At 42.6% G+C, this 23,836-nt stretch carries 32 protein-coding genes; 18 read left to right on the forward strand and 14 right to left on the reverse strand.

The annotated features are described in order from the left end of the window. The first annotated feature begins 101 nt into the window (after positions 1-101). Complete coding sequence (locus PCC7418_RS06305; RefSeq protein ID WP_015225347.1) at positions 102-2,300, forward strand: hypothetical protein; 2,199 nt, start codon at positions 102-104, stop codon at positions 2,298-2,300. Positions 2,301-2,415: 115 nt separating this feature from the next. Here the strand turns inward: PCC7418_RS06305 and PCC7418_RS06310 are convergent, their stop codons facing one another. Then, on the reverse strand, positions 2,416-2,979 hold the full coding sequence (locus PCC7418_RS06310) for a Uma2 family endonuclease (RefSeq protein ID WP_015225348.1): 564 nt from the start codon (positions 2,977-2,979) through the stop codon (positions 2,416-2,418). 136 nt (positions 2,980-3,115) lie between these two features. Here PCC7418_RS06310 and PCC7418_RS06315 point away from each other — a divergent pair, with 136 nt between their 5' ends. Beyond that, a complete protein-coding gene (locus tag PCC7418_RS06315) occupies positions 3,116-3,403 on the forward strand; it encodes a hypothetical protein (RefSeq protein WP_015225349.1) in 288 nt (95 codons plus the stop codon). Between the two features lie 29 nt (positions 3,404-3,432). Here the strand turns inward: PCC7418_RS06315 and PCC7418_RS06320 are convergent, their stop codons facing one another. From PCC7418_RS06320 to PCC7418_RS06335, 4 genes are all read right to left on the reverse strand, one after another. Continuing rightward, positions 3,433-4,866 carry a DUF697 domain-containing protein gene (locus PCC7418_RS06320; RefSeq protein ID WP_015225350.1) on the reverse strand — a complete coding sequence of 478 codons (1,434 nt, stop codon included), beginning with the start codon at positions 4,864-4,866 and terminating at the stop codon, positions 3,433-3,435. Positions 4,867-4,955: 89 nt separating this feature from the next. Further along, positions 4,956-5,705, reverse strand: a complete 750-nt coding sequence (hypB, locus tag PCC7418_RS06325; protein ID WP_015225351.1) for a hydrogenase nickel incorporation protein HypB — start codon at positions 5,703-5,705, stop codon at positions 4,956-4,958. 2 nt (positions 5,706-5,707) lie between these two features. After that, positions 5,708-6,049, reverse strand: a complete 342-nt coding sequence (gene hypA / locus PCC7418_RS06330; RefSeq protein ID WP_015225352.1) for a hydrogenase maturation nickel metallochaperone HypA — start codon at positions 6,047-6,049, stop codon at positions 5,708-5,710. Between the two features lie 39 nt (positions 6,050-6,088). Continuing rightward, a complete protein-coding gene (locus tag PCC7418_RS06335; RefSeq protein ID WP_041596494.1) occupies positions 6,089-6,553 on the reverse strand; it encodes a hydrogenase maturation protease in 465 nt (154 codons plus the stop codon). Between the two features lie 220 nt (positions 6,554-6,773). Between PCC7418_RS06335 and PCC7418_RS06340 the strand changes: the two genes are divergently transcribed. The 4 genes from PCC7418_RS06340 (at position 6,774) to PCC7418_RS06350 (ending at position 10,293) form a co-directional block, all read left to right on the forward strand. Continuing rightward, positions 6,774-8,684 carry an ArsA family ATPase gene (locus PCC7418_RS06340; RefSeq protein ID WP_015225354.1) on the forward strand — a complete coding sequence of 637 codons (1,911 nt, stop codon included), beginning with the start codon at positions 6,774-6,776 and terminating at the stop codon, positions 8,682-8,684. A gap of 457 nt (positions 8,685-9,141) precedes the next feature. Continuing rightward, positions 9,142-9,372, forward strand: coding sequence for a zinc ribbon domain-containing protein (locus PCC7418_RS19760; protein ID WP_071880224.1), 231 nt, complete (start codon positions 9,142-9,144; stop codon positions 9,370-9,372). A gap of 297 nt (positions 9,373-9,669) precedes the next feature. Next, the gene (locus PCC7418_RS21210; RefSeq protein ID WP_216086677.1) at positions 9,670-9,960 is read left to right on the forward strand and encodes a glycine zipper family protein; all 291 of its coding nucleotides are present in this window, start codon (positions 9,670-9,672) and stop codon (positions 9,958-9,960) included. Between the two features lie 12 nt (positions 9,961-9,972). Then, complete coding sequence (locus tag PCC7418_RS06350; RefSeq protein WP_015225356.1) at positions 9,973-10,293, forward strand: HdeA family protein; 321 nt, start codon at positions 9,973-9,975, stop codon at positions 10,291-10,293. Here the strand turns inward: PCC7418_RS06350 and PCC7418_RS20180 are convergent. Next, positions 10,290-10,514 carry a hypothetical protein gene (locus tag PCC7418_RS20180; RefSeq protein WP_216086678.1) on the reverse strand — a complete coding sequence of 75 codons (225 nt, stop codon included), beginning with the start codon at positions 10,512-10,514 and terminating at the stop codon, positions 10,290-10,292. The genes PCC7418_RS06350 and PCC7418_RS20180 overlap by 4 nt on opposite strands. Between PCC7418_RS20180 and PCC7418_RS20185 the strand changes: the two genes are divergently transcribed. From PCC7418_RS20185 to PCC7418_RS19765, 7 genes are all read left to right on the forward strand, one after another. Next, complete coding sequence (locus PCC7418_RS20185; protein WP_150107034.1) at positions 10,485-10,787, forward strand: hypothetical protein; 303 nt, start codon at positions 10,485-10,487, stop codon at positions 10,785-10,787. The genes PCC7418_RS20180 and PCC7418_RS20185 overlap by 30 nt on opposite strands. A gap of 123 nt (positions 10,788-10,910) precedes the next feature. Further along, positions 10,911-11,126 carry a hypothetical protein gene (locus tag PCC7418_RS06355; protein ID WP_015225357.1) on the forward strand — a complete coding sequence of 72 codons (216 nt, stop codon included), beginning with the start codon at positions 10,911-10,913 and terminating at the stop codon, positions 11,124-11,126. Next, on the forward strand, positions 11,126-11,389 hold the full coding sequence (locus PCC7418_RS06360; RefSeq protein ID WP_015225358.1) for a type II toxin-antitoxin system RelE/ParE family toxin: 264 nt from the start codon (positions 11,126-11,128) through the stop codon (positions 11,387-11,389). Before PCC7418_RS06355 ends, PCC7418_RS06360 begins: the two co-directional genes overlap by 1 nt. Positions 11,390-11,497: 108 nt before the next feature. Continuing rightward, positions 11,498-11,752, forward strand: a complete 255-nt coding sequence (locus PCC7418_RS06365; protein ID WP_015225359.1) for a UPF0175 family protein — start codon at positions 11,498-11,500, stop codon at positions 11,750-11,752. Beyond that, positions 11,743-12,078 carry a hypothetical protein gene (locus tag PCC7418_RS06370; protein ID WP_015225360.1) on the forward strand — a complete coding sequence of 112 codons (336 nt, stop codon included), beginning with the start codon at positions 11,743-11,745 and terminating at the stop codon, positions 12,076-12,078. Before PCC7418_RS06365 ends, PCC7418_RS06370 begins: the two co-directional genes overlap by 10 nt. A gap of 191 nt (positions 12,079-12,269) precedes the next feature. Then, positions 12,270-13,574, forward strand: a complete 1,305-nt coding sequence (locus PCC7418_RS06375; RefSeq protein ID WP_015225361.1) for an RNA-guided endonuclease TnpB family protein — start codon at positions 12,270-12,272, stop codon at positions 13,572-13,574. A gap of 11 nt (positions 13,575-13,585) precedes the next feature. Further along, on the forward strand, positions 13,586-13,714 hold the full coding sequence (locus PCC7418_RS19765) for a DUF3368 domain-containing protein (protein ID WP_015225362.1): 129 nt from the start codon (positions 13,586-13,588) through the stop codon (positions 13,712-13,714). A 5-nt stretch (positions 13,715-13,719) separates the two neighbouring features. Here the strand turns inward: PCC7418_RS19765 and PCC7418_RS06380 are convergent, their stop codons facing one another. From PCC7418_RS06380 to PCC7418_RS06395, 4 genes are all read right to left on the reverse strand, one after another. Next, positions 13,720-13,959, reverse strand: coding sequence for a hypothetical protein (locus PCC7418_RS06380; RefSeq protein ID WP_041596172.1), 240 nt, complete (start codon positions 13,957-13,959; stop codon positions 13,720-13,722). Positions 13,960-14,042: 83 nt separating this feature from the next. After that, positions 14,043-14,456 carry a type II toxin-antitoxin system VapC family toxin gene (locus tag PCC7418_RS06385; protein ID WP_015225363.1) on the reverse strand — a complete coding sequence of 138 codons (414 nt, stop codon included), beginning with the start codon at positions 14,454-14,456 and terminating at the stop codon, positions 14,043-14,045. 2 nt (positions 14,457-14,458) lie between these two features. Beyond that, positions 14,459-14,698: an AbrB/MazE/SpoVT family DNA-binding domain-containing protein gene (locus tag PCC7418_RS06390; RefSeq protein ID WP_015225364.1), complete on the reverse strand. Its 240-nt coding sequence runs from the start codon at positions 14,696-14,698 to the stop codon at positions 14,459-14,461. Between the two features lie 213 nt (positions 14,699-14,911). Further along, positions 14,912-16,384 (reverse strand): IS200/IS605 family accessory protein TnpB-related protein, encoded by a 1,473-nt coding sequence (locus PCC7418_RS06395; protein ID WP_015225365.1) that lies wholly within the window; start codon positions 16,382-16,384, stop codon positions 14,912-14,914. Positions 16,385-16,407: 23 nt separating this feature from the next. Here PCC7418_RS06395 and tnpA point away from each other — a divergent pair, with 23 nt between their 5' ends. Continuing rightward, positions 16,408-16,827 carry an IS200/IS605 family transposase gene (tnpA, locus tag PCC7418_RS06400; protein ID WP_041596173.1) on the forward strand — a complete coding sequence of 140 codons (420 nt, stop codon included), beginning with the start codon at positions 16,408-16,410 and terminating at the stop codon, positions 16,825-16,827. Between the two features lie 216 nt (positions 16,828-17,043). On the opposite strand, the gene PCC7418_RS06405 is transcribed toward tnpA, so the two are convergent. The 3 genes from PCC7418_RS06405 to PCC7418_RS19315 all read right to left on the reverse strand — a co-directional run bounded on the left by PCC7418_RS06405 (position 17,044) and on the right by PCC7418_RS19315 (position 19,174). Further along, positions 17,044-17,826: a hypothetical protein gene (locus tag PCC7418_RS06405; protein WP_015225367.1), complete on the reverse strand. Its 783-nt coding sequence runs from the start codon at positions 17,824-17,826 to the stop codon at positions 17,044-17,046. A gap of 59 nt (positions 17,827-17,885) precedes the next feature. Beyond that, entirely contained in the window at positions 17,886-18,317 is a 432-nt protein-coding gene (locus PCC7418_RS06410; RefSeq protein WP_083885377.1) for a prepilin-type N-terminal cleavage/methylation domain-containing protein, read from the reverse strand. Positions 18,318-18,721: 404 nt separating this feature from the next. After that, positions 18,722-19,174, reverse strand: coding sequence for a type IV pilin-like G/H family protein (locus PCC7418_RS19315; protein ID WP_015225369.1), 453 nt, complete (start codon positions 19,172-19,174; stop codon positions 18,722-18,724). A 293-nt stretch (positions 19,175-19,467) separates the two neighbouring features. Here PCC7418_RS19315 and PCC7418_RS06420 point away from each other — a divergent pair, with 293 nt between their 5' ends. From PCC7418_RS06420 to PCC7418_RS06430, 3 genes are read left to right on the forward strand one after another with little or no spacing between them, the layout of a single operon-like run. After that, entirely contained in the window at positions 19,468-21,678 is a 2,211-nt protein-coding gene (locus tag PCC7418_RS06420; RefSeq protein ID WP_015225370.1) for a hypothetical protein, read from the forward strand. Then, positions 21,614-22,387, forward strand: a complete 774-nt coding sequence (locus tag PCC7418_RS20465; RefSeq protein WP_216086679.1) for a methyltransferase domain-containing protein — start codon at positions 21,614-21,616, stop codon at positions 22,385-22,387. Before PCC7418_RS06420 ends, PCC7418_RS20465 begins: the two co-directional genes overlap by 65 nt. 56 nt (positions 22,388-22,443) lie before the next feature. Next, entirely contained in the window at positions 22,444-23,202 is a 759-nt protein-coding gene (locus PCC7418_RS06430) for a sulfotransferase domain-containing protein (protein ID WP_015225372.1), read from the forward strand. 41 nt (positions 23,203-23,243) lie between these two features. Here PCC7418_RS06430 and PCC7418_RS06435 read toward each other — a convergent pair whose 3' ends face one another. After that, positions 23,244-23,612: a lipopolysaccharide assembly protein LapB gene (locus PCC7418_RS06435; RefSeq protein WP_015225373.1), complete on the reverse strand. Its 369-nt coding sequence runs from the start codon at positions 23,610-23,612 to the stop codon at positions 23,244-23,246. 1 nt (position 23,613) lies between these two features. Between PCC7418_RS06435 and PCC7418_RS21105 the strand changes: the two genes are divergently transcribed. Next, the gene (locus tag PCC7418_RS21105; RefSeq protein ID WP_255348274.1) at positions 23,614-23,739 is read left to right on the forward strand and encodes a hypothetical protein; all 126 of its coding nucleotides are present in this window, start codon (positions 23,614-23,616) and stop codon (positions 23,737-23,739) included. Positions 23,740-23,836: the final 97 nt, after the last annotated feature.

A 23,836-nucleotide genomic window follows, 5' to 3' on the forward strand; every position in this document is an offset into this window, starting at 1 on the left:
ATATAAGATTCTGTTCCCGAATTTGGCAACAGTTCTTGCCCATAAAATTGTAAGATCAATTTAATAATCGTGCTGACCCAATAAAAAAGGATTTAATTATAATGACAGTTGCTAGCGCAATTCCAGCATTTTGTCAAGGAATTCAATATTTTGCCGAACAACTTCCTGAATTTGAAAAATATGGTCAAGCCCCAGCCATTGCTGAGGGAAAAACACAAGTTTCATCGCCGAGTGATGCGAGTGCCGTCTATCAAACCCTGCTTGGTGCAGATGCCCTGCGTTATCTAACCTTACAAATGACTGCCTCGAAAGCCTCAGGACACCCTGGGGGATTTGCCAGTATCGCAGAAGGGATTGCTGCACTGGTGATGCTCGGTCATAAGCATATTATTACAGAAGTGGGACACCATGCCCCAGGCTTTTACAGTAATATGTTCCTTGATCGCTCTTTGGAAGAGATGGGCATTGAAAATGTTCAACACTTGCGCGATCGGTTTCGGGAACACAAAGGGCTATTAGGACACCTGTCAGGACAAATTCCAGGATTGCTAAACCCTGCAGGTCCTCTTGGACAAGGACAACACTTTGCGATGGCAGGGGCGCGACTTCATCCCGACATTCTCTTCCCGGTTACCATTGGCGATGGCGGAATCGGTGAACCCTACGTAATGAGCAGTATGGCTCATTTCCACACCGCTTATCCTGATGTTACCAACTTCCTCCCGATTCTGGTTTGGAATGGCTATTCCCAAGAACACCACAGCATGGTTTCCACGAAGCCTAACCAAGAAATGATTGAATATTGGGAAGGCAATGGCTTCCAAGAAGTCATTTTAGTTAATGCCAAAGACTATGATGATGCTAATCAAAGTGGGGATTATGTAGATAGTACCGCGTTCTCTTTTGCGAAACGGCTAGAATTTACGCAAGCGGTTCTTGAAGCAACCGATAAAGCTGCGAAGTCCGCAATGAGTGGTAAACTCACCGTCTTAATTATCAAACAGTTGAAAGGGGCGGGCGTTCACGATCGCGGTGCAAAAGCCCATAACCTGTATGGGTATCATACTCTCGACAATGAAGATATTGTCAACGCCCTACAAGAACGGTCTTTGTCACCAGAAGCCTGGCAACTAGTTCGCAGCAATTTTGAACGGGCTGCTGGAGGTCCTGCAGTTAGTTTGGTGAAAACGGAATTTGAATTACCCCTTCCCGATCTAGGTCAACTCCCCTTAGAAGAACACCCGATTGGTGGCGAGAAAAAAGTTGCTACAACAGCAATGGGCGAACTGATCGCGCACGTCGGTAAACAAGACCCCAACTTCGTCCTTACCAATGCTGATGGAAATGCAGCCTCTGGGATTAATAACGTTAACCAAGCCCTGAAAATTATTCACCCTACCCCTGATGATTTGTATTTTCAAGGACCGAAGGGTCAAGTGTATGAACCCCTCAGTGAAGATGCTTGTGCGGGTTTAGCTGCCAGTTCAGCGTTATTTGGGGCGCGGACGCTCTGGTGTTCTTATGAATCCTTTGCCATTAATGGCTTACCGATTTGGCAAACCGTCACCCAAGCGATGGCAGAATTACGCCGTCCCACCCCTTCTACTATTACTTTATTCACGGCGGGCGCATTGGAACAAGGGCGCAATGGTTGGACCCACCAACGTCCTGAAATTGAAAACTATTTTGCGGGGATGATGCGTAATGGCAATGTCTTCCCCTTATTCCCCTGTGATGCCAATAGCATTCAAGTTTGTTATGACTGGGCATTAGGGACGAAAAACAAAGGCGTAACCATTACCGCCTCTAAATCTCCCTTACCCATTCGCACGACGTTCCAACAAACCCAAGACGGGTTAGAAAAAGGTGGGTTTATCCTGCAAGAAATGCCAGGGGAGAAAACCGTTGTCTTTGCGGTGATTGGCGATATGACTTTAATCCCCACTTTAGAAGCAGCGGAACAACTACAAGCACAAGGAATCGGGTCAAAAGTGATTTCTGTGATCAGTCCCCGTCGTCTCTATCGTCCCACAGATACGGCTTGGGACAGTTGCGCTCAAGCTGATGGCGGTTTCCTCAACGATGCTGACTTTAATCAGTTATTTGGGGGTGAGGCATTAATCGGGGTCACAGGTGGCTCTAGTGCTATGTTAGAACCAGTTATGCTTCGGAGTACCGCCCCTCGTGATACCTTTGCCTGGAAACGTGGCGAAACGGCAGCTAGCGCCAGTGCTGTCATGGCAATTAATGGCATTACGGCGGAAAACTTAGTGAAGCGTGCGGTTGAACTGTTAGGTTAATTTTAGTGGCGCGATCGCGTTTTAGGCTGCGCGATCGCGCTTCCGCATTTTAGGAAAACGATTTCTCAAATTTCTAAATATAGTGAATGACTTAATGCTGTTAACAACCCAATTTTTACTCCCATAGCCAAGCAAATAAATCTTTGATTGTAAGCTGAACTTCGTTTGCAAATGACGGCATTGGAAGAACTTGATCTGGTTCATCCAAGACTTCAGGTTTTTGATTTTGACGATAGACAAACACAGTTTGTTCATCTGGATCGATTAACCACCCCATTTGGGTTTCATATTTTAGGCAATGAAGGATATTTTTTGTTACTTTTGTCTGGCTTTGATCAGGAGATAGAATTTCAATTGTCCAATCTGGCGCAACAGGAAATGTATTAGCTACTGCCCCATTCTGATCACGGGGAATGCGGTTCCAAAGAAAGACTGCAATATCAGGAACAGTTGAACGGCCACCAAAGGTACAACGTAGCTCAGGAAACGCACGAGCGATACGCTTAGACTTAACTATACCATTGATAGCAGATACGAGTTCTCCTTGGATAACACTGTGTTTACCTTGAGGCATTGGTTTCTGAATAATTTGACTATCAATGTATTCGCTCGCTGGCTTTGTTTCTGGTAATTGCAAAAACTCCGTCAAGGTCAGTGTTTTAGATGATGTTTGTAACATTTGGGTTTACCCTTTTATTTGCCAAACTCAGAACTCGCTCTCTATTTTAATGTAAATTAACTCCGCATTTAACGTCTAAATTAGACTTTGACAATAATTGAGTTTTATCATCTTCTAAACGCAAAAAGCCTTGTGTGTGCAGTATAAAAAGCAAACAGGACAAACTTTAACTCAGGACGTTGAACTGGAACCGAAACTACAAGCAGAAGGTTTTTCTCTGAATCAGGGTTATTCGAGCTTAGACCCTTGCTGGTGTTGGGTTTCCTTACCTCAACCCAACCTACGTTTTGAATCTTTTGTCAGTCAATCAGATAAAAGGGTTGCTGAAGTGAAAACAATGGCAAAAATGCTCGCAGAGAGGAAAGGGAAGCATATTTCTCAACAAGTCATTAAAACTTGGCATCAAGAGTTAGATACCATTTAGCTTTTGACTCAATTGCAAGCCTTTAATGTCTAAGAATTGACATAAGATTGTGAGACATTAGTCTGCTGAAACAACTTTTCTTTTCCTTTTTGCAGGATGCTCTTAAACAGTGCAGTGCGTTGATTGTTCTGGAAGACTTCTTGCAACTTCGTTTGTAAGCGATTCAGGTTTAAGGTTTCTCCAGTTTCTTGACTCAGTTCTTGTTCTTGGAAATATTCGATTAAACTTAACCCAGCAATGCGCGTGAGATAGGCAGCACTTAATCCTTGTACCGTTCCCCCAGCGAGATAAGTGAAGGCGTTGGCTTTTAAGACACTGGTCATGGTTTGGGTGGAAAATTCTACTAACCCCAACTGCACCATTTGTTTACCCAAAGTTCCAGCAACGGTTTGGGCTTGTTGCCAAGAAAATTGTGGTTGATACAGTTTACCTAAATCAAACACCAATTGAGCGTTAATTGCTGCGGTGGCGAGTAAGTCTAAACTACTAACTGGATTGGCAAAAGCAGCCCCTGCTGCGACCCATTGATATTGTTCAATATAAGGCATCGCCCGTTGACGGCGAATATCATTGAGAATGGCTTTTGCTTCTTGCTTCAAAAGATAAGTTTTGCGCCAAGTGCTTTGATAAAGGAGAGTTTGTTTTTCTTCGCTGAGGAGGGTTTTTAACCGTGTTCCTAAAGTTTCAATTTGCGGTTCTGGGGTTTCTTCCCACTCTTGGTGAGTGTTATCCGCTTTAAATTTTCGCACTTTAATCGGTGCGGGTGCTGCGGTGGTGCTGATGATATCTGTTTCGGGAATAAGATCGCTGAGGCGAGTTTTCAGTTGCTTTAGGATGACGGCTTGTTGTTCGGGAGAATAGTGATCTTGTTTGTTAAAGACGAGTAAGATTTTTTGTTGCAGTTGACTCCATTTTTTTATAGTTTGATATTCGGAGTCGGTGAGGTCGCCATTGACCACAAAAATCGCAATTTCGCAAGGGAGAACGCTGTTTTCAATGGCTGCGCTATCACTATTTTTTTGATACAGGGCAGGGGTTTCGAGGAGACTGTGTGAAGAAAGAGTGAGGGCTGATTTGAGGTGTGTTTTGCCGACACTTTTTCCGCCAGTAATGGCAATCTGGAAGTGGTCACGGTTGAGTTGATCAGGGAGTTGATCAAGACGCTGTTGGAGGTGAGAAATATCAGTTTCTGGTGCTTCAGTGGTAATTTTATTGAAAATGGCTTGGGTGGCTTTGAGGATTTCATCCACTGCGGTTTGATCAATGGGAGTTTCAATGGGAGAAACAGCAGTTTTGCTTTGTCGCGATCGCCACCACCAGAGACCACTTCCCAGCGCGATCGCGCCAGGAATACCCAATTCTCCTATACCCATTAAAGAATCTTGCAGCGTTGAACCAATCCACAATAAAAAGGATAAGCCGACACCCGTGACTAAAATTGGCTTTCGTAGTTGCAGCACCATAATCTATTCTCCCTTAGCACTTTCAAAACACACCTTTTCAATATCCTAACCTGAATTGGAGAATTGGTATTGTCATTCGGGGGATGAGCTTAAAAAGAGTTCGCAGACACTAAAAAGAGTGACTTGTATTGTTGTTTCAAATAATCATACCAACTGCTAAGACCTGCACCCGATCGCGCTGAGAGTTCTAAAATTTCCGCTTGCGGGGCAATCTTTTGAATATTCTCAATGGCTAAGTCGCGATTAAACCCCACAGCTTCGGCAAGATCCATTTTATTGAGCACCACCACATCTGCGGTCTTGAATAAGGTGGGATACTTCAGCGGTTTATCTTCACCTTCTGTTGCCGATAACAAGCCCACCCGTAGATCTTCTCCTAAATCATAGGCAGCAGGACAAACTAAGTTCCCCACATTTTCAATCAACAGGAGTTGCACGCCATCTAAGTTAATCTCAGTGAGAGCACTCTCCACCATATTGGCTTCCAGATGACAGACACTTCCTGTGGTAATCTGCACCACCGATCCCCCTTTCCCGCGCAAGCGTTGGGCATCGTTATCGGTTTCTAAATCACCGACGACTACTGCGATTGAAAAGTGCTCCGATAACTCAGTTAAAGTGCGTTCAATCAGACTCGTTTTTCCCGATCCAGGGGAGGAGAGGAAATTGAGGGTGAGAATGGCTTGATGGTGGAGTTTTTCTCGCAAATGATGGGCAAGATGCTCATTTTTGGCAAGAATCGCTTCGTGGACATGAATTTCACGGCTGGGGGCATGATCTTCGTGGGTGTGGATATGAATCGGATCTGAGGTGTTAGCGCAACCGCAGTTTTCACACATGGTTAAGAAATCTCCAATGAGACGAGTTCGAGTTCTTTCCCTTGTCGAATGTCATGGCTGATTTGATGACAGTGAGGACATTCATGAATCCAATCGCTGGGAGTAAATTGTTGCTGGCAGGTGGGACAATAACATTGGGCAGGGACTTGCTCAATTTCAAAAGATGCTGATTGCGCGATCGTTCCTTTGGCCGTGACATCAAAGGCGAAAGTTAAGGCTTCGGGAACGACTCCCGATAAATCACCCACTTTGACTTTAATGCTGTGGATTTCATTTGCCCCTTCTGCATTGGCGTGTTCAATCGCGATCGCGAGCAGTTGCTCCATAATTCCCACTTCGTGCATAATCAATAATCCTGTTGGATGCGTTAGGGAAAGCTAACTTTAGGCTAACGGATTTGTCTGGCCAATGAGCAAATTTTCAATGATTTTTAAGGCTTCAGTTGCCCCTTCTTCCGCGAGAGGAGAAAACTGTTCTCCAAAGTCTAACTTCGCTACAGGAATCGTAACTAACCATGCTGATGGGGTATGGCTGTAGAGAAATTGACTCATCGCCAGCAGCGATCGCGCATCGCAAAAATGTCCCACTTGCCGACCTTGGGCTTCTTCGGCTTGAATGACTTCTAAAGTGACTGTCTTACAGTTGAGCGCTGCATCCACAAAAATCGCGCGATCGACTTCTGCCAAGGTTGCAGCCAGTTCAGGGGTTAGCTGATGAATCGCTAAGCATTGCACCCCAGAGATCTCCCAGTTTTCCACCTCTGTGGCAACTTTTAACCCAATCCCATCATCACTACGCAGAGAGTTTCCATAGCCAATAACTAAAGTCGATTGATTGCTCTGGCTCATTTTGCTTTCCATGTTCCTCCATAGCGATATGATAGGTTATCAACACTTAGTTTTGACAACAGTCAGGAGTGAACTACCGGTTTTCAACTCAGAAAACCCAACTCTTAAAACGTTCAACAAATTTGATTGTAAACGCACAAACAGGAGGACGCGCTTTCCGCTCCCGATCCCTTCTTTTTTTCGTTAGGGGGGATCGGGAGTTCCCAGCGTGAAGATAAAGATGGAACACTATAACAATTTACAACTTGCCCTTTGCAGTGGAAAGGGAGGCGTGGGAAAAACTACGGTTTCTTGTAGTTTAGCCCGTCATTGGGCGCGAGAGTTTCCCCAAGAACGGGTTTTATTATTATCCACTGATCCCGCCCATTCTGTGGGAGATGTCCTCGATTTAGCGGTTTCTGAAAAGGCAACCCCGTTAAGTGATTTACCAAACTTACAAGTGCGGGCTCTCAATGCACAAACCCTGTTAGCTGAATTTAAAGAACGCTACGGAGAGACTCTGGAAATCTTAGTGGAACGGGGAAGTTTTGTCGATGGGGAGGATTTGACCCCCGCTTGGGATTTGGGATGGCCCGGCTTAGATGAGTTGATGGGGGTTTTAGAAATTCAACGCTTATTTAATGACGAGGAAGTGGATCGCATTGTGGTGGATATGGCCCCGAGTGGTCACAGTCTCCATTTATTTGAAATGATGGATTTTCTGGATCACTTTCTCGGTGGCTTAGAAGGCTTTCAAGAGAAACATCGCGTCATGGTGAAAAGTTTATCGCGGAACTACACCCCAGATGAGACGGATGAGTTTTTAGAGAAAATGCGGGATGATTTAGCCCGAGGCAGATCTTTACTGCAAGATGAGGAAAGAACGGCTTGTTTGGTAGGCGCGATCGCGCAACCCATGAGTTGGCTAGAAACTCAAGATTTTGTTGCGTCTCTCCAAGAGCTAAAAATTCCTTGTGGTGGCGTGTTTGTGAATCGTGTCCTTGATGATGAGAGTGAGACTCAGCGCGATCGGTTTTATGAACAACAGCAACTTCTCGAAAAGTTCCGTGAAAGTACCAATCCCCTCCCGCTATATAGGATTCCAGAACAAGAAGCTGATCCAGTGGGAATGAACGCTCTAGATGAATTATTCCCACAAATTCAGCCAGTTGGGGAAATCACCCTTCCCGACCCGCCAACAACTGTCCAATTTCCAGACCCCATTCCTCCAGGACTCCCAGATTGGATTAGCGAAGGTCGTCAACTCCTGTTAGTGGGCGGAAAAGGCGGAGTGGGTAAAACCACCACCGCAGCAGCTGTGGGTTGGGGGATTGCCGAAAAGTATCCCGATCAGCAGATTCGGTTAATGTCTATTGATCCCGCCCATTCTCTCGCAGATGCGTTTGATCTTCCTCTTGGACATGAAGCAGTTGCGATTACTGATAACCTGAGTGCCCAAGAAATTGATTCTGAGATTCTCCTCGATGAGTTTCGGGAGGAATACCTTTGGGAATTAGCAGAAATGATGAGTGGGGGAAGTGGCGACACTGAAGGACTACAAATTGCTTATGGTCCAGCTGCGTGGCGACAAATGGTCTCTCAAGGGTTGCCAGGTGTGGATGAAATGTTAGCCCTGTTGACGGTGGTGGATCAACTGGAATCTGGAGAACAAGATTTAATTATTGTGGATACTGCACCCACGGGTCATTTACTCCGCTTTTTAGAAATGCCTACCGCCCTCACCGACTGGTTAAGCTGGATTTTCAAGCTGTGGATGAAATATCAAGCAGCAGCTGGACACATGGAATTAATGACGCGATTGCGACAACTGCGGAAACGAGTGGTCAATACCCATAAAAAATTGCAAGATCCCGACTATACCGAATTTATTGGCGTTCTGCAAAATCAAAGCGCGATCGTTGCTGAAACAGAACGGATGATGCAAGCCCTCGCCCAACAAGGGGTTTCCCAACATTACATTATCCATAACCGCTATGAAGCCAACCAAGAGATTGCTGATGGTGTCTTCTCTGACCAGACTTTGATTCGTTTGCCCAATTTACCGCGATCGGTAACCCCTTTAGAACAGATTAAAGGAGCAGCAAAATTATTATCCTTAAAGCGAAAAGAAGACTCCCGTCATCCCCACTAGGCTTGACGGTGAAACGGGGGGTATTGCAAAGTTTCGCTGAAAATAAAGACAATTATAGACAGGTTAAGTCAAAGATTACGCCTTCCTAAACGGAAGGCGCCTGCGCGTGACCGTTGGTCATTTCTTCTTGTGTTATAATGGCATCAGAAATGACTTAACCTCATTTTAATGAAGAGACTCACTCTAACAGAGTGAATAATCTCAATCTTGAAGTAGTTGGTAACTCCATCTTAGATGGAAAACCAATAGAGAGGCTCGTAGTTAGCCCAGTAAGGTTCCGACCTTACAAAGCCTGAGTAGATTTGTCTACAAAATTGGTAACTATTGCAACCCATAATCAGACAATAGTTTATCTCAGTGCGACGAGAAGACCCCCGTTATACCAGAGGTTAACGGGGGATGAATCGTAGCCAAATAAAAAAAGCGCGAAAGCGCATCCATACAAATTCTCAAAGAAGTGTGTTGGAAACGAGGAAAGTATTTCTCAGAAGTGGAGGCAAAAGGAAGCACCCAAACTTGTCCAAGATGTAGCACTCATGTTGGGAAAGATCTCAGCGTAAGGATTCATGAATGTCCTCAGTGCAACTTAGTCGCGGATCGGGATGTGGCTGCTGCTTGTGTGCTACGAAGTCGAGGAATCGAAAAGATAAATAGTACCGTCGGACGCATCGGGAATCAAAACGCCTAGGCAATCGGGCTGTCGGGAGACTGGAATCCCAGTCTTAGATCAGTGGTGTAATCCCATTCATGGGAATAACTAGGAAGCCCCCGCTATAACGAAGTTTAGCGGGGGAGGATGTCACAACGACATTACACTCACACATCAAATTTTGTATTCATTCTTCAATTAAATACGTAAGTATTGTTATAAGATAGATTAAAATGAAGCTAGTTAAAGAGTCAATCTGTCTTCAAAAAAGTTATGAAGATCAAAAAACATATCAGTTGGGGAACTAAACCGATCATTGCATCCAGCTTAATCTTGATGTCAACTTTACCTCTGATGGCTCAATCTACTCCTAGTGAAAGTGTACACAGTTTTTGTCAACGCTATGCAGAAGATTACGCTAATCGACATAGAGGAGAAGGTGCTTTAGAGGGGGCTGCACGAGGGGCTACTGGTGGGGCACTCTTTGGGGCTATTCTTGGTGATACAGGGGGAGGGGCTCTCGCTGGGGCTGGTCTTGGGGCTGTGGGAGGGGGGATTCGCCAATCACAATCAAGGCAAGCCTTGGTCAGACAAGCCTATGACCGTTGTATTCGCGAACGCCAATAAAAGGAGGAAAATATGAATATTCAAAAAAAAAGCTTGTTGTTAGCAAGTATGACAATGGGAATCCTAAGTATTGGGGTTGAGGCAATTGCACAACCTGAGAATGAACCTGTTTCACCCATCAATTTGGAAGCAATAACCTGCCGTGACTTATTACTTATGGATGGAGAAGAAGAAGAAAATACAATTCTTTTTATGCACGGTTATATGAGTGGCGAAAGAGAGGAAACAATGATAGATATTGGTAAATTAATAGCGGTCACAGATCAAGTCAAAAATACTTGTATTGACGAGCCGAGTAATGAATTAATGCAAGTTTTTGAACAATATCACTAGCTATTAAGAATGATGCAATAAACTAAAGCCAACCAATGATTTGGCTCTAGATAGTTCCAGTATAGAAATTGATGTTCAGGGGGATGTTTACGGCTTGCTCTCCAACCTCCTTCAAAGCGCGATCGCGCTCCCAAACACTCGATTAAACTCCCAAAACTGATCGCGCCTTCCCTCCGCATCCCTACAAACCGATGTGGCGAAGCGGGTCGCTGTACGAGCATCGCGCAAAGGACACAATTAGAAGTTCCACAAGTTGTCACCTGATTTTTGCAGGGTTCACAACTCAGTCAGCGATCGCGCGCCGTGATAACTGGCTGTATCGCGCTTCCCAACACCCGATCGCGCCTTCCCAAAACTCGATCGACCCTCCCAAACACTCAATCCCCCAACAGCCGATCGCGCTTCCCATCTCACTCCAAACCGCAATCGCGCTACTTCCTCATCCTCAAAACACCCGTTTGCGTAGCATACGCGGTAGCCTAATCGCGCTTTAGGCAAGTCTCACAGCGACATTGCGCTTTCCTCCAATTTTTAAATCAGTTAAAATTAAAATAAATAGGAAAAGTAAGACAAAACGGCTTTCCTGCCTTAGAAGCGTAGAAAACAAGGAGTGAACGATGCAAGTTAAAGATTTAACAGTTGAAGAATTCAAAGAATTAATTCGAGAAGTAATAGATGATGTTCTTGAAGAAGTATCAGTTGATTCTGATGAGGGAAAATTAATTAGACCTGAGATTCAACAAGAATTGCAAAAAAGACAACATTCCCGTCAAACTGGAGAAAGCAAATTAGTGAGTTCCCAAGAGGTAATGAAGGAATTGGGAATTGAATAATGGGTTATACGGTTAAATATGATGCCCAAGCTGTAGCTGAGTTAAAAAAGCTACCATCCAAATTAGGAAAACGAATTGTTAATAAAATTAACTGGTTAGCAGAAAACTTTGAAAAAGTTAACTTATTTCCTTTATCTGGAGATTTATCAAGATTTTATAAATTAAGAGTGGGTGATTATCGGGTAATCTATAGTTTAGATCAAAATTCAGAAACAATTATTATTGAAAAAGTTGGGCATCGTCGAGAAATTTACAACATATAGACTACTTACACTCTCCCCAAAACCCGATCGCGCTCTTCCAAAAACCGATCAAAACTCTTGCGCTAACATTCAGTTAAGAGTCATCAATCTAGTCAAATCACCGAAAAAATGGCAAAAGTTGAAGTAGAGCTACCAGAAACAGCATTTTCAGCCCTTCGCAAAGCCCCCCATGAATTTGTCCAAGAAATGCGAGTGGCTGCCGCTGTTAAGTGGTACGAATTAGGAGAAATTTCTCAAGGAAAAGCAGCTGAGGTTGCTGGTTTAACAAGAGCAGATTTTATCAACGCTTTAAGCCGATACAAAGTTTCAGTTTTTCAATACACTGCATCTGAATTAACTGAGGAGTTAAAGCAGTGGCAATAGCGAAAGTGGTTGTTAATGCTTCACCGTTAATCACATTATTTAAAAGCAATCAAGCAGAACTATTGCCACAACTTTTTCAAGAAATTGTTATCCCACAAGGCGTTTGGGACGAAATTGTTATCCCTGGACAATTAGATGCTGCAGCACAAATGTTACCAAAAACACAATGGATCAATTGTAGAAAAGTCGAAAGAGTTGATGGGAAGATAGAAGCATGGGATTTAGGGGTTGGGGAATCACAGGTTCTTAGCTACGCTCTTACTCACCCTAACAATACAGCAATGGTAGATGATATGGCAGCAAGAAAAGGGGCGCAAAACTTTTAACGACGTGAGCGGGAATTCCCCCACCTCAACGAAGTAGGTGGGGGACGGGGCTTATAAAGGGCGGAATGCGATTCCGCCCACAGCCCCTCATGAAAGCGAACTTAGAACGAAGCCCGATCAAATAGTATTAGGGATTGACAAACTTCGGTTGTTGCTTTATCGTAATTATAGATTACGTTATATTTACCGCTATGCTACGAGCAATTAAGGTTAGACTATATCCAACACCTTCTCAGCAGTCCCAACTCAATCAAGTGATGGGATGTGCTAGATATTGGTGGAATTATGCACTAGCCTTATGCAAACAGCATTATAAAGATACAGGGAAAGGCTTGGGACGAACGGCTCTCAATGCTTATCTTCCTCTGTTAAAACGTCAAGAAGAGACTGCCTTCTTGAAAGAGTGTCCTGCTCAAGTTTTGCAGGCTACCACCTTGAACCTTACCAAGGCTTACAAGAACTTTTTTGAAGGGCGTGCAAGATACCCGAGATTCAAAAGTTTTGATCAAAGGCAGTCTTGCCAATTCCCTCAGCACGTCAAAATAGTCGATAATAAAGCTCTGAGACTTCCTAAGATGGAAGGACTCGTCAAAGCAAAGATTCATCGACTATTTGAAGATGGGAAGTTAAAGACAGTTACTATTAGTCGGACACCAACTGGAAAGTATTATGCTTCCTTGTTGTTTGAGACTCAACAGGAAAAGCCAACCCCAGTTACAGAAGGTAAGGTAGCGGGAATAGATTTAGGAATTAAAGAGTTTGCCCTTGTTCACGATGGTGAGAAATGCTCTAAGTTTCCTAACCCTAAACATTTATCTAAACATGAGAAAAATCTCAAGCGTAAACAGAAAAAGTTAGCCCGTAAACAAAAGGGTTCTCAATCAAGAAATAAAGCGAGAAAGCTAGTCGCTAAGGTACACGAACGAGTTAGCAATACCCGCCAAGACTATCTGCATAAGGTATCCCGAAAAATTGTGGATAACAATCAGGTAGTCGTAGTGGAGAACCCGTCCGTTCACCTGAATTCAATTCAGGTGCTTGCGGACGGGCGCATTCCGCGTTTGAACATCAAGGGTATGGTCCGTAACCACAAACTAGCCAAAGCCATTTCTGATGTGAGTTGGGGAATGTTTGTTAACTTCTTAGACTATAAGCTCAAAGAAAAAGGTGGATTTCTAGTCGAGATTGACAGATGGTTTCCCAGTTCTAAACTCTGCTCAAACTGTCATTATGAGTTAGAAAGTCTAGACCTAGAAGTAAGGGAATGGACTTGTCCTAAATGCGGAACTCACCATGACCGTGATGAGAACGCATCTAAGAACATTAGAGCAGAAGGAATCAGAATGCTTTCCGTCTCTGGAACGGGGACTGCTGCGGTAGGAGGGGATAGAAGTCCCAAACTTGGTCGTAAGGTCAAGTTTGGGCATTCCCCTACGAATATCGAAGCCCCAACCTGCGTTCATCGAGGTTGGGGTAGTTCACAATTCCCACATTAGGAACAGGAGCAATGATTGTTTTAGCCAAGCGCAAAGGATTAATTTCCTCAGTGACACCCAGATTAAAAACCTTACAAGATTCTGGTTTATGGCTATCGGAAGAAGTGATTAGTTTATTAAAAGCACAAGCTGAGGAATGATCGCGCTACTTCCTCATCGCCAAAGCCGATCGCGCTCCCAACACCCGATCGCGCTCCCCACAAGCTGATCCCGCCTCCCAAGACCCGATCGCGCCCTCCAACACCGATCGCGCCCCAACACCCGATCGCGCTTCCTTCCTCATTCCAAAATACCGATCGCGCTCCCCACAAGCTGATCCCGCCTCCCAACCTGATCGCGCGCAGTGATAACTGGCTGTATCGTCAATACATTCTCGAATCAACACAAGTGATTTATGCCCAAGGATAATTGATATACAACAAACGAGTAGCTGATCGCGCCCCTAAAACTCGATCGCGCACTTATCTTCTAATTAGTTGATGGGGCAATTAAATTCAAGTTGGGAAAATATGTTTTATATCGACCCTGATCTCTTGTCAAAAGAGTCATTTTTTCAACAAAAGCATGAGCACCAATATAAAAATCAGGTAAGGGGGAACGTTTAGTTCCTCCACGACGGCGATAATTCAAAAAACATTTACCTGCTAAAAAAGCAGCTTGATAGGGAAGAGGATCGTAGCGAAAGTAATTTTTCGGTAGTGCCGCTTGTAATTCTTCGATTTGATCAAAACCAATGGAAATTTCTGCATAAATAATGGGATTAATGACTAAAATTGATTGATTTGCTAGCTTAGTTAGTTGGGAAGCAGACCATTGAAACCATTGTTGATCTTCAGTAAATATATCTAAAATGACATTGCTATCCACTAAAATATCAGCCATATTCAATTACGAGTGATTTCTATAATTTCATCAGTGGTTAGATTAGATGTTGCTTTGCCTTTCATGGTATCTATGAGTTCTTTTCCTACATTATTCAATGACAATTTTTGTTTTTTATGAATTTCTAATTTATTATCTACAACTTGTAATTCTACTTCAGTTCCTGGCTCTAAACCCAATTGAGAAACAATCTCTGACGGAATCTGAATTTGTCCTTGTTGGTTGATAGTTACCTTTGACATTTTGATCAATCAGTGGCTCATTATTCTGATGACTAGTTTACTCCATCGCGCTTCCCACTATTATTATCTTCCTAACAGCGATTAGGCTCCGCCTATGCTTCGGTAAGGGTTCCCCTGAGCTCGCCGAAGGGCTCAGCAACAGCTTCGCGATCGCGCTTCCTCCCCCATCCCAAAACAGCGATTCTTATTTCCCAATCGTGAACTCACCCACGACTAATCCCTTCGGGATGTAGTCGGACGGGGCGTATAAACATCTGAGGAAACCTCAGATGACAGCCCCTCGGCTTCCTTATCCTTCCAAAGGACAGATAAGGTAACGGGAGTTCTCCGTTCAGATGAGGAACTTTTGCCATCATCCGACTTACCGTCATTTCTGCGAGTAAGTTTTAATTTCCTAGCCCAATATCTAGCACCGATGTTATAACTCGCTGACAAGTCGCAGTTATATTGTTTACCGCTAGCAAATGTAGCATCTGAGTAATTCTTTTTGCTCCGTTTAACCTTTCCACTACCATCAAAGGCAAAACCAGAAGTTCCACGAGGATAGACAAATTCTACTTTTCCTCCTACTTCTACAAATTTCTCTTGGGTAAGATTAACCAAAGCTCTATGTAACCAGCCGTGAAAACGTTGTTTTAGGGTTGACCTTTTACGCCCACCTTTAGGTCGCCATCCTTTTAAGTTTTCAAAAACAATGACTGATGCACCATGTTCTTGAGCAAAATCCACAATCTGTTTAGAAGATTGTTGAGCAATGTTTTGGTTATAATTTCGAGCTTTTCGATACCAAGTGGAACAGAATCCTTTAGTTAAGTTTTTGGTAAGCCTCGCTTTCTTTCTAATTCGAGTTAAACGTTTATCTCGACGGCGCGGAATGCGCCTCCGCTTTCCTGCCCGAATCGAATTCGGGCAGGGTCGGAGGTCTATGTCAACGCTAGGATGAATAAACTTCCTTGTCGTTACAGTGCCGTCTGGATAAACAATACTAGCTGTAGCTAGAGTATTGATGCCAATATCGACAGCGCAGACACAGTTTCCCCCCTCTTGTTCTCTCCTATTGGGGGAGATGTAAGAGAGGGGGGGATTAATCTTAAAGGGAACACTGAGCTTGCATCCTTTCTCATTAACGATTAAAGCAGGGGATTTAATTTCAGCATGGTCTAAAAGATGTCTATCTCTTTTTCGAGAAATAGCAACCTTTGTCCATACCCAATCACTTCCATTCCACACCTTAATTTCAGCGACGGTCAAACATTCAGAGAACCTGATACACTGTCCTTTATAGAGAGAAGGATAACAACCTGTGTTTCCATTTAACTTCGGAGGTTTAGAATCTTTTCTACTCCTAATTCCAGACTGCCATCTTTGATATCGAGTAAAAAAAGAAGATACTTGCCCAATAGCAAATTCGATAGCAGCACGTCTTAAGTAAGAAGGAAACTTATAAAATCTTTTCCCAAAATACTGATATTTTGGATTCGGGTTTTTACGGGTTTTATGAATCAGTTTTTCTACTACTGAACAGCGACTCTTAGCACTAGCAATAGCTGTCCAGTGGGTGTTAACAACTCCTACTAAAGCTCGACAAAATGCTCTGTACTCCTGAACAGTCAGCGTTAAATATTTCTGCTGTTCAGGAGTAGGAGATAAATGCCAAGAATCGGTACGGATGATAGAATGATTCATAATACTTAAAGTATAAATCAGTTATAGAAGATTTTTCAACTCTTAAAACCAGTAACCACAGTGCTTATCGACTTCAATACCATATTATATTTACGGTTAAATACAGGAAGAAAATCATTACTAAATCAATGCTTGATCGGTTAGAAGAGATTTTCTCTGATGTCTGTGGGAAGTGGCGGTGTCGGTTAGTGGAGTTTGGGGGAGAAGCTGACCATGTTCATCTTTTGGTTGATGCACACCCCGCGATGGATTTGTCCCGTTTTGTTGGTAACTTAAAAACTGTATCTTCTAGACGAATGAGAAAGGAAAACCAAGAATACTTAGAACAATTCTTTTGGAAACCATATTTTTGGAATAAGGCTTATGGCATTATCAGTGTCGGTGGGAGAGCCAACTTGGAGACGTTGCTAAGTTATATTCACCGGACAAAATGCCCCGACTAACTAGCGACTAACATGCACGGGTGTAGTCGTAGGATGCGTCGGGGCGTTTGCTCAAAAACTGATCGACTTCCCCCCAAAACTCGATCGCGCCCCAACACCCGATCGCGCTACTTCCTCATCCCAAAACACTAATCGCGCCTTCCCAACACGCGATCGCGCTTTTTTCAGCAAACCCTATGTAGCGCCACTTTACCAAAATGGCATTGCAACCAATTATTACTCTGAAGGTAGTTTAATTTCTATTCTTCCTTCTGAATTGCGAATGACTTTACCCCCTAACTTCTCAATATTTTGAATTGCCACCTCTTGAATCTCCTGATCTTGAGCGTGGACTAATACCATTCTCCAAGAAGCAATTCTTGCAATGCGACTATCTGGGTTTTGCGCTAAAAATTGGGCAGTTTGCTGTAGATTTTTAGCACTTCTCTGATTCATGGGGCTATCGTCAGCCCTTGCCCATTGAGATGCCATTTCGTAAGATTGGGAAGCAGCTTCTGCTTCTCCCAGAAAAAGGAGTTCGTCATGAGCTTTATGAACCCAAACCAAATAGGAGGAAGGGACTTCTGGGGAAAGTTTTTCTAAAGCTAACTCTAACCAACGCACTGTTTCTTCTGGGCGACCTGAGTAAATCGAGGTAACGGGGGCTAAGTACCGAAAAGCCTCAACAAAGTACGGGTCTTTTTTTGCAATCAATTCTATATATTCTGGTAGAAGAGAATATCCTGTTTCTTTACGGGCTGGTTTGTCGCCAAAATACTGTAAAAATCTGTAATAAGCCCAGTCTGCAACCAAGTTATCAAAGCCAAAGGTTGGGGCTTGAGTAAAGGTGTTAAGTTGTGTTTTTTCCCAGTCTTCTTGTTGAGAATAATTAAGCTGACTTTCTAGTGCTTCCCTATTTTGTAGCGAGTTCAGTTGCAGGGAAAGCGTTCCCCCAAGACAGCAGACAGCTATCAGTATTGTACCAAGACTTTTCTTAATATCTTTTAAGCGACTGCTCATGAATGTTCTTATCAATCATACTTTCTAGAGTCACTTGAAATTATAGACTTTAGCGAAAGTTATGGACAATTACCATCGTTAAAGGTCGTATCTTCCTCGATCTGGGTGGTACTAAGGTTGGCGATTCCACACAAGTGAGGTTGAGAAACTAAGTCATTGCTTTCCGCTTCCACGATTCCCTCATTATTGGTAGCAGTCATATTAGGAGCAAATGTGTAACCATCAGGATTAGGCAGTGTGTTAAAGTCTTCTAAATCAGCATAGTTGGTGGCAAATGTACCGTGTATGATGCGATAGACTTGCTGAGAGCGATTCACTTTGCCGATTAACATTTCGGCTCCCGCCTGTCTCGCTTTACCTGCTTGAGACAGATAAGTTGGCCAAGCCAGTGCTGACAAGATGCCTAATATAATAATAACGATCAGCAACTCCAGCAGAGTGAAGCCTGCATTTTTTTGTGATCCTTGGATAAAAGATGAATGCAGACTAATGTGGTCTTGAGTTTCACATCGACCTCCTTTTTGAGCTTAAGGCAGGAATGGAACCATGAACAGTGTCAAATTGGATATAGCCATCCCATAAGAATTGTAAATTATCCCCCCTTCGCCCCCCTTAGAAAGGGAATGGTTGATCAAGTTTTTACGAATGAATTTAGAACTGCTATAGCCATCCCATAAGAATTGTAAATTATCCCCCCTTCGCCCCCCTTAGAAAGGGGGGAATGGTTGATCAAGTTTTTACGAATGAATTTAGAACTGCTATATCGCTCTAATGTACATAACTGGAAGCTGAGGGCATCTTTAATATGCCAGTCTAGACACTCAACTTCCAGTCAATTTACAATCATGTCAAGGTCAAGCGATTACGCTATGACTGTTTTTGGGGTAACCAATTATTAGAATGGGCAAGCAGCAGTTCCAGCAGAATTAGACTCGTCGATACCTGTTGTGCTTAAGTTGGCTGCGCCACACAAGTTAGGCTGGTCGGATGTGTTAGCACTTGTAACAGGAATACGAACTAGATCAGCAGAAGCAGACATAGTACCTGGGAAGGTGTATCCCTCGGCATCAGGAGCAGAACTATAGCCAACATCTAAACTGGTATATGCATCCGTAAATACTCCGTCTTCCACACGATAAGCCTGCTGAGCACGATTCAGAGCCCCAATGATGGATTCAGCACCTGCTTGTCGAGCTTTACCAGCTTGGTTCAAAAACGTGGGCAGGGCAACTGCCGATAAAATACCGATGATGATAATTACAACGAGAAGTTCAATGAGGGTAAAACCTTGGTTACGCTTTTTCTCGTTTAGGAATTGTAGTAGTCTAGCTTGAAAATTGGTCTGCATGAGTGGGTTTCCTCGCTTATAGGATTGAATGTACTGAGTTGAAATTGAGAGAGGTATTTAGCTCTTGATTCTAAATTACCCAAGTTTTTAGCTTTCAATATCACCTTCAATCAGTTTTTTTCTGCAATGTCTCATTGATCTCGATTCGTCTCAGAACAAAGCCTTTAATTCCCCCCTTATTAAGGGGGGTTAGGGGGGATCGTAAGTTAAGCTACTTTTTTTACAAATGAGACCATATTGCTATAAACTGTAGAAAATCACGTTTTTCCTTAGATAAGGGAGTGCTAAGTAAGATGACAGGGAACTTGTCTCCCGATTGGCAACAACAAGCAGCGCATCACCAAGAAAAGGGAGAATATTCACAAGCTGCGAGTCTTTATGAACAAGCCATTGAAACTGAGCCAGAGATCACATCTTACTATTGGCATCTAGGATTGTTGCTGCTGTTACAGGGAAAAGAAGAAGATGCTCAACTGACTTGGCTATCAGCAATGATGGAGGAAGATGCCAACTCAAGTAATCGCGCTGCCCAAGAATTATTTGAAGTCCTCACAGCCGAAGCCGTCAGGCAACAAGAGCAACAAGCCTTAGAACTGGCTTGGTTAATTCGGCAACACGCAAGGGAAGTGAATCCCACTAATTTAGACAACCTTTTCAAAATTATTGACTTATCGCTGGAATTAGGGACTTTCAAGGGCGAAAACTTAGCCGAACTGGGACTCATCCAACTTCTTAACAGCCAAGAGGCAACTGTAGAGCCGAATTTACTATTGTCAGTGCTTAAAAAAGTTTTGCATCAAGCTCCCCTAGAGCCTCAGATTCCTGAGTTTGTAGAAGCCTGTGTCCCTTATGCTGATCCTGCTAAGGAATTTGTGGAAATTGTTCTGGATGCCTGTAAAGAGAAAATTACTTACTCAGAAGCTCGTCCTCTCCTTGCCACTCGTTTAGCGAAAATTTGTCTAACAATGGGTGTTGAGCGATTAACAATTTTGAAACATCTTGCTCTTTTTTATCAACAAGCCAATCAGCACAAGCAAGGCATAGAAACAGCCCAAGAGAGTTACGCGCTCTCAAACACTCTGCTTGATCAAATTCAAACCAGTAGTCTTCTTTTAAGAGGGCTTTTACATGCAGGTGGTTACTGGGAACAAGCATTTTCAATGTTTCAAGAGCAACAGCAGTTACTCTCAAAACTTGTAACGGAAAACCCTTCTTCTCTAGATATTGACGCAACTAGCAACTTAATAACTGCCACCTTTTATCAACCGTATTTTAGAGATGATTTGAAAAAAAACCGTGCGCTTCAAAATCAAGTGATCAAGATGATTCAATCGAATCTTCAAACTCAATGGCAGTTGCAAGGAGAGGACTATCCAAATAAACGCCAGTTCACTACTCCAATCAATTCTAAAAAAGTGCTTAGAATCGGTTACCTTTCCCATTGTTTGAAGCGACACTCAGTTGGTTGGTTGACCCGCTGGTTGTTTAAGCATCACAACCATGAGCAATTCCAAATTTATGCTTACTTGTTTAACTATAAATCTCAAGAATATGATCCTCTTCAAGAATGGTTCGTTCAGCAAGCGGATCAAGCTTATAAGCTCGAAGCGGACAGTTTGAAGATTGCAGAACAAATTAATCGAGACAATATAGATATCTTGGTTGATCTTGATAGCATCAGTCACTATATCACCATGCAAGTCATGGCTCTCAAACCTGCTCCTGTTCAGGTGACTTGGTTAGGATGGGATGCTTCGGGATTGCCAGCAATTGACTACTTTATTGCCGATCCCTATGTTCTTCCCCAGGAAGCCCAAGAACATTATCGCGAGAAGATCTGGCAGCTTCCAGAAGTCTATGTTGCGGTTGATGGCTTTGAAGTGGCTACCCCAACTCTACGACGAGAGCAATTGAACATTCCTCAAAATGCTGTAGTTTATTTCAGTGCTCAAGCAGGAAAGAAGCGACATCCCGAAACCGTCCGATTGCAGATGAAAATTTTGGCACAAGTGCCGAACAGCTATTTCTTAATCAAGGGACTTGCTGATGAAGCATCGGTTCAAGCCTTCTTTACTCACATCGCTCAAGAGGAAGGTGTGGATTCGAATCGCTTGCGATTTCTTCCTTATGTGGCAAAAGAGGAAATTCATCGCGCCAACCTCGCAATTGCGGATGTGGTACTCGATACCTATCCTTATAACGGCGCGACCACGACCTTAGAAACGCTTTGGATGGCAGTTCCTTTAGTAACCCGCGTGGGAGAACAGTTTTCAGCGCGTAACAGCTATACTTTCATGAAAAGCGTGGGAGTTAGCGAAGGAATTGCTTGGAGTGATGAAGAATATATTGAGTGGGGAGTCAAATTAGGAACTGATCAAGAATTGCGGAAAAAAGTCACTTGGCAATTGTGGCAGTCGCGACAAACATCTCCTCTTTGGAATGCTCAGCAATTTACCCGTGAGATGGAAAAAAGCCTACTCTCAAATGTGGGAGAAATACATTAATGATCATCATCCTACAGAATCCCAGATAAGCTCTTTCAAACTTCATATTGGAGGAAAACAAGCTCATCCTGATTGGAAAATTCTAGATATTGAACAACGTCCAGAAGTAGATTTTGTTGGTAATGCAGCCGATCTAAGTATGTTTGAGTCCGATTCAATTGATACTATTTATGCTAGTCATACTTTAGAACATTTTTACTATGGTCTGAATAATGAATTAATTAATATTTTAAAGGAATGGAATCGAGTTTTAAAGCCAGGAGGAAAACTAATGATTAGTGTTCCCAATTTAGAAGTGTTATGTAGTCTATACACTCGGCAGGATTTAAATTTTAATCAGCGCTTTCAGATTATGAGAATGATGTTTGGGGGGCAAACGAACATTTATGATGTTCATAAAGTAGGATTTGACTTTACCACATTAAGTGTTTACTTAGAAGAAGCAAACTTTAAGCAAATCAATAGAGTAAGAGAATTTAATATTTTTAATGATTGTAGCTCGTTAAAATTTCTAGATACGTTAATTAGTCTGAATGTTATTGCTTATAAAAATAACGGACATATTATTTCAGAAACTCAGACTCAAAACTCAGAACTTGAGGGGTGTAGTCAAAATGATTCTGAATTTAATGAAGACTCGTTGACAAATTTGAAACCTTTCCAAGCAATTAAAGATAAATCTATTATCATTAATTCTGACCAAGTATAATTTAACTTACTTAGATAGCAAAATAATCTGTAAATATTGCTGAGGTCTTTAACTGTATGAACATTGTTTGGCTTGCCTCCTACCCCAAATCTGGTAATACATTTTTACGTTTACTTCTCTACCGATATATTTATGCGGATGTCATGGACAGGACAAAAGAAGTAGAGGACAAAGTACCAGATGTACATAAACTAATATCTGAAGGGAAAAAACTTAATGTCATGTTAGATGGCTCAGTTTTAGTAAAAAGCCACTTTCTTTTATCCAGTCAACATCCTTATTTTAGCCATACTGTTGGTTTTATTTATATCTTGCGGAATCCTAGGGATGTCATTTTCAGTAACGCACGGTATTTTGGTCTTTCTAAAGACCAAGACTCACTACATTCGTTTGTAGAAAACTTTATTAAGAATAAGGGAGTTGATCGGTGGACAAAAATGGGAATGGGAACTTATCTTGGACATTTGACTAGCTGGTTAAATGGGGTTAATTCATTTCCTCACTTATTCATTAAATATGAAAACCTAAAAGAGAAACCAATTGAAACTCTAACTAATGTCATTAATTTTCTAGGAATAGAGATAGATAAAAATAAGATGCAAGAAGTGATAGAAGATTGTGATATTAATAAATTGAGGGAAATAGAAATACAAGAAAAACAAAACAATGAGACAACTGTTTTTCATGGTTCATCTAAAGGAGAATATTTTATAGGTCAAGGGAAAACAAATCAATCCTTGGCTGAAATTAGCAAAGATTTAGAACATCTTTATCAGGAAAATTTTGAAAGATTTGTCCGCATTTTTGGATATTAAGGAAAGTTAAAGATATTAACCTAGCATAATTTCAGAAAACTTTACCTATCTTTAATTCGTTTAAGCAATTCTTGATATTTCTCCTGTTCTGGATTTAGTTTTACTAACTTCTCCAACGGCGGAATTGCCCCTTCATAATCCTTCATATCTAACCGCGTTTGTACTAAACCTTTCAAAGCATTTTCATTCTTGGGTTCACGCTCTAAAACCGCCTCATAACCCTTTTCTTTTACCTGTAGCTGCTCTAGCTGTTGCTGATTTCCTTGACGGGCTTGTTGCTCCTGCTGTTGACTAGCTTGCATTCCTTGTATAATCATATTTTGCACTTGTGTTCCCATAAAAGCCAAAAATCCCAGACCTGCAACAATCGTAAACATTCGTCTCTTCAGCGTCATGGGTGTGCTAGACATAATGATTTTCCCTTGTATTCACTCCACTCTTAGCATTCCCCAGACGAAACAGGAAATGATCAGTGATCCTCTAGCTAGAAGCGCGATCATTGTTGGAGGGGAAGGCGCGATCGCTGTTGGGGGGTAAGAGGGAAGCGCGATCAAATTTATCCGCTATGAAGATTTCACACGCTATCCTGATGCTGAACTTGAAAATTTATGTGCCAAGTTGGATGTTATACCAT

The sequence above is a fragment of the Halothece sp. PCC 7418 genome (genome assembly GCF_000317635.1).
Lineage (GTDB): Bacteria > Cyanobacteriota > Cyanobacteriia > Cyanobacteriales > Rubidibacteraceae > Halothece.

Excerpts from the sequence above, each read along its gene's own strand:
- PCC7418_RS06305 (WP_015225347.1), top strand. The coding sequence starts at position 102 with ATGACAGTTGCTAGCGCAATTCCAGCATTTTGTCAAGGAATTCAATAT.
- PCC7418_RS06310 (WP_015225348.1), bottom strand. The coding sequence starts at position 2,979 with ATGTTACAAACATCATCTAAAACACTGACCTTGACGGAGTTTTTGCAA.
- PCC7418_RS06320 (WP_015225350.1), bottom strand. The coding sequence starts at position 4,866 with ATGGTGCTGCAACTACGAAAGCCAATTTTAGTCACGGGTGTCGGCTTA.
- hypB (WP_015225351.1), bottom strand. The coding sequence starts at position 5,705 with ATGTGTGAAAACTGCGGTTGCGCTAACACCTCAGATCCGATTCATATC.
- hypA (WP_015225352.1), bottom strand. The coding sequence starts at position 6,049 with ATGCACGAAGTGGGAATTATGGAGCAACTGCTCGCGATCGCGATTGAA.
- PCC7418_RS06335 (WP_041596494.1), bottom strand. The coding sequence starts at position 6,553 with ATGAGCCAGAGCAATCAATCGACTTTAGTTATTGGCTATGGAAACTCT.
- PCC7418_RS06340 (WP_015225354.1), top strand. The coding sequence starts at position 6,774 with ATGGAACACTATAACAATTTACAACTTGCCCTTTGCAGTGGAAAGGGA.
- PCC7418_RS21210 (WP_216086677.1), top strand. The coding sequence starts at position 9,670 with ATGTCAACTTTACCTCTGATGGCTCAATCTACTCCTAGTGAAAGTGTA.
- PCC7418_RS06350 (WP_015225356.1), top strand. The coding sequence starts at position 9,973 with ATGAATATTCAAAAAAAAAGCTTGTTGTTAGCAAGTATGACAATGGGA.
- PCC7418_RS20185 (WP_150107034.1), top strand. The coding sequence starts at position 10,485 with ATGTGGCGAAGCGGGTCGCTGTACGAGCATCGCGCAAAGGACACAATT.
- PCC7418_RS20180 (WP_216086678.1), bottom strand. The coding sequence starts at position 10,514 with ATGCTCGTACAGCGACCCGCTTCGCCACATCGGTTTGTAGGGATGCGG.
- PCC7418_RS06355 (WP_015225357.1), top strand. The coding sequence starts at position 10,911 with ATGCAAGTTAAAGATTTAACAGTTGAAGAATTCAAAGAATTAATTCGA.
- PCC7418_RS06360 (WP_015225358.1), top strand. The coding sequence starts at position 11,126 with ATGGGTTATACGGTTAAATATGATGCCCAAGCTGTAGCTGAGTTAAAA.
- PCC7418_RS06365 (WP_015225359.1), top strand. The coding sequence starts at position 11,498 with ATGGCAAAAGTTGAAGTAGAGCTACCAGAAACAGCATTTTCAGCCCTT.
- PCC7418_RS06375 (WP_015225361.1), top strand. The coding sequence starts at position 12,270 with ATGCTACGAGCAATTAAGGTTAGACTATATCCAACACCTTCTCAGCAG.
- PCC7418_RS19765 (WP_015225362.1), top strand. The coding sequence starts at position 13,586 with ATGATTGTTTTAGCCAAGCGCAAAGGATTAATTTCCTCAGTGACACCC.
- PCC7418_RS06385 (WP_015225363.1), bottom strand. The coding sequence starts at position 14,456 with ATGGCTGATATTTTAGTGGATAGCAATGTCATTTTAGATATATTTACT.
- PCC7418_RS06390 (WP_015225364.1), bottom strand. The coding sequence starts at position 14,698 with ATGTCAAAGGTAACTATCAACCAACAAGGACAAATTCAGATTCCGTCA.
- PCC7418_RS06395 (WP_015225365.1), bottom strand. The coding sequence starts at position 16,384 with ATGAATCATTCTATCATCCGTACCGATTCTTGGCATTTATCTCCTACT.
- PCC7418_RS06405 (WP_015225367.1), bottom strand. The coding sequence starts at position 17,826 with ATGAGCAGTCGCTTAAAAGATATTAAGAAAAGTCTTGGTACAATACTG.
- PCC7418_RS19315 (WP_015225369.1), bottom strand. The coding sequence starts at position 19,174 with ATGCAGACCAATTTTCAAGCTAGACTACTACAATTCCTAAACGAGAAA.
- PCC7418_RS06420 (WP_015225370.1), top strand. The coding sequence starts at position 19,468 with ATGACAGGGAACTTGTCTCCCGATTGGCAACAACAAGCAGCGCATCAC.
- PCC7418_RS20465 (WP_216086679.1), top strand. The coding sequence starts at position 21,614 with ATGCTCAGCAATTTACCCGTGAGATGGAAAAAAGCCTACTCTCAAATG.
- PCC7418_RS06430 (WP_015225372.1), top strand. The coding sequence starts at position 22,444 with ATGAACATTGTTTGGCTTGCCTCCTACCCCAAATCTGGTAATACATTT.
- PCC7418_RS06435 (WP_015225373.1), bottom strand. The coding sequence starts at position 23,612 with ATGTCTAGCACACCCATGACGCTGAAGAGACGAATGTTTACGATTGTT.
- PCC7418_RS21105 (WP_255348274.1), top strand. The coding sequence starts at position 23,614 with ATGATTTTCCCTTGTATTCACTCCACTCTTAGCATTCCCCAGACGAAA.